3 protein-coding genes and 1 pseudogene are annotated in these 2004 nt (G+C 64.9%); all 4 read right to left on the bottom strand.

What is annotated here, in order from left to right; all coding sequences use genetic code 11:
* Positions 1–224: pseudogene (locus tag EN935_RS33310) on the bottom strand (hypothetical protein); the annotation flags it as partial.
* A gap of 5 nt (positions 225–229) precedes the next feature.
* Positions 230–475, bottom strand: coding sequence for a DUF4170 domain-containing protein (locus tag EN935_RS33315; protein ID WP_056593794.1), 246 nt, complete (start codon positions 473–475; stop codon positions 230–232).
* A gap of 103 nt (positions 476–578) precedes the next feature.
* The gene (locus EN935_RS33320; protein WP_127265237.1) at positions 579–1382 is read right to left on the bottom strand and encodes a 3'(2'),5'-bisphosphate nucleotidase CysQ; all 804 of its coding nucleotides are present in this window, start codon (positions 1380–1382) and stop codon (positions 579–581) included.
* A partial coding sequence (locus tag EN935_RS33325; protein WP_164771577.1) for a metallopeptidase TldD-related protein occupies positions 1369–2004 on the bottom strand: 636 nt, incomplete at its 5' end. The genes EN935_RS33325 and EN935_RS33320, both read right to left, overlap by 14 nt.

Below are 2004 nucleotides of genomic sequence, written 5' to 3' on the forward strand. Positions count from 1 at the left end.
GTATAGGCCCCGCCCGAAAACCGCGCCGATCCTTCGACGAGGCGATTGGTGAGGCGCACGAACCGGACGAACTGGGCGAACAGGCTGGCGATGGCGTTCTTGACGAATCGCGACTGCGCCAGCGGTTGGCGAATCTTGCGCCAGAAGGCCTTGGTCGTGCGGCTGCGTCCCCTGCCCGTGGGCGCGGCCTCGTTCGCTGGCCCTTTCGCCAGATCATGCTCCATCGAAGTCAACCGGCAGCCTTGTTGTCGGGGTCGAGCAGGCGATGCAGATGAACGACGAAATAACGCATGTGGGCGTTGTCCACGCTGGCTTGCGCCTTGGCTTTCCAGGCCGTGTGCGCGGATTGATAGTCCGGATAGATGCCGACGATGTCGAGCCCGTCGAGATCGCGGAAATCGGTGCCGCCAAGCTTCTTCAGTTCGCCACCGAACACCAGATGCAAAAGCTGTTTCTTTCCGTCTTCCGCGGCCATGTCGGTCCTTCACATATCGTGAGTTTGTGACAGGTCTAGACCAAAGCCGCCGACTTTGGAACCTTTAGAGCGAGATGAATTCACCTCGCTTAGGAAAACGCTTTCACGCATCCAGCCCGGCGATGACGCCGGCGAGCACGGCCAGCAATTCACCGCTGCCGGCGGCAAGCGCGCCGTGGCGGGTCACCTCGCCGGCATAGAGCGGAGCGCGGCCACGCTGGTCGAGCAACTGGCCGCCGGCCTCGCGCAGGATGAGATCGGCCGCCGCAATGTCCCAGTCATGCGCGTTCGGTTTGACGAAAGTGCCATCCAGCGCGCCATTGGCAATCATGGCCAACCGATAGGCGAGCGAGGGGCTGTAGGGCGCCCGCTTCAGCCGCGCCCGCCATTCGGCCGGCATCAGGTCGGTCAACTGCTTCAGCCCGGAAATCTCAGCCGTATCCGCCAGCTCGCGCACTGCAATGCGCTTGCCGTTGCGGAAGGCGCCCTGGCCGGGCAGCGCCCAATAGGTCTCCTCCATCGCCGGGCATTCCAGCACGCCGGCCAGGGTGCGGCCTCGCTCGACAACGGCAACGCTGACGCACCAGGTGCGCTGGCCTTCCAGGAAACCGCGCGTGCCGTCGATCGGGTCGACGACGAAGGTGCGGCGTGCCGAAAGCCGAACCGGATCGTCGACTGTTTCTTCCGAAAGCCAGCCATAGTCCGGTCGCGCTGCCAGCAGCGTTTCGCGCAGATAGGCGTCGGCGGCATGGTCCGCCTCGCTGACCGGCGATGTGCCACCCTTCATCCAGACTTGCGGCTTGCTGCCGAAATAGCGCATGGCGATGACCCCCGCCTCGCGGGCGGCATCGCGCAGCAGCGGCAAGTCTTCAGTGGCCCCGGCAGTGGTCAGGTCATGCTCCGGCAAGGGTCATGCCTTCGATCAGGAGCGTCGGTGCCGCGGTGCCGAAATTGCGGTCGAGATCGCTCGCAGGCACCATGTTGAGGAACATGGTCTTCAGGTTCGAGGCGATTGTGACCTCGGCGACCGGATAGGCCAGTTCGCCATTCTCGATCCAGAAGCCGGACGCGCCACGGCTGTATTCGCCGGTGACCATGTCGACACCCTGGCCGAACACCTCGGTGACGTAAAAGCCGGTCTTGAGCGATTTGATCAGCTCTTCCGGCGACCGCTCGCCAGGCTCTATGGCGAGATTGGTGGAGGATGGCGTCACGGAAGAGCCACCGCGCGCGCCGCGCCCATTGGTGGTCAGACCAAGCTCGCGCGCGGCCGATGTCGACAGGAACCAGTGGTTGAGCACGCCCTTCTCGACCATGAACAGCTTTTCGCCCTCAACGCCTTCGCCGTCGAACGGACGCGAGGCCTGGCCACGCCGCCGGAGCGGCTCGTCGGTGACGGTGATGGCGGACGCGGCCACCTGCTTGCCCATCATGTTGCGCAGGAACGACGTCTTGCGCGCCACCGAGGCGCCGTTGATGGCGCCGGCAAGATGGCCGGCGATGCCGCGCGCGACGCGCGGGTCGAACAC

The organism is Mesorhizobium sp. M7D.F.Ca.US.004.03.1.1 (assembly GCF_003998635.1).
Taxonomy (GTDB): Bacteria; Pseudomonadota; Alphaproteobacteria; order Rhizobiales; family Rhizobiaceae; genus Mesorhizobium; species Mesorhizobium loti.

Excerpts from the sequence above, each read along its gene's own strand:
- EN935_RS33315 (WP_056593794.1), bottom strand. The coding sequence starts at position 475 with ATGGCCGCGGAAGACGGAAAGAAACAGCTTTTGCATCTGGTGTTCGGT.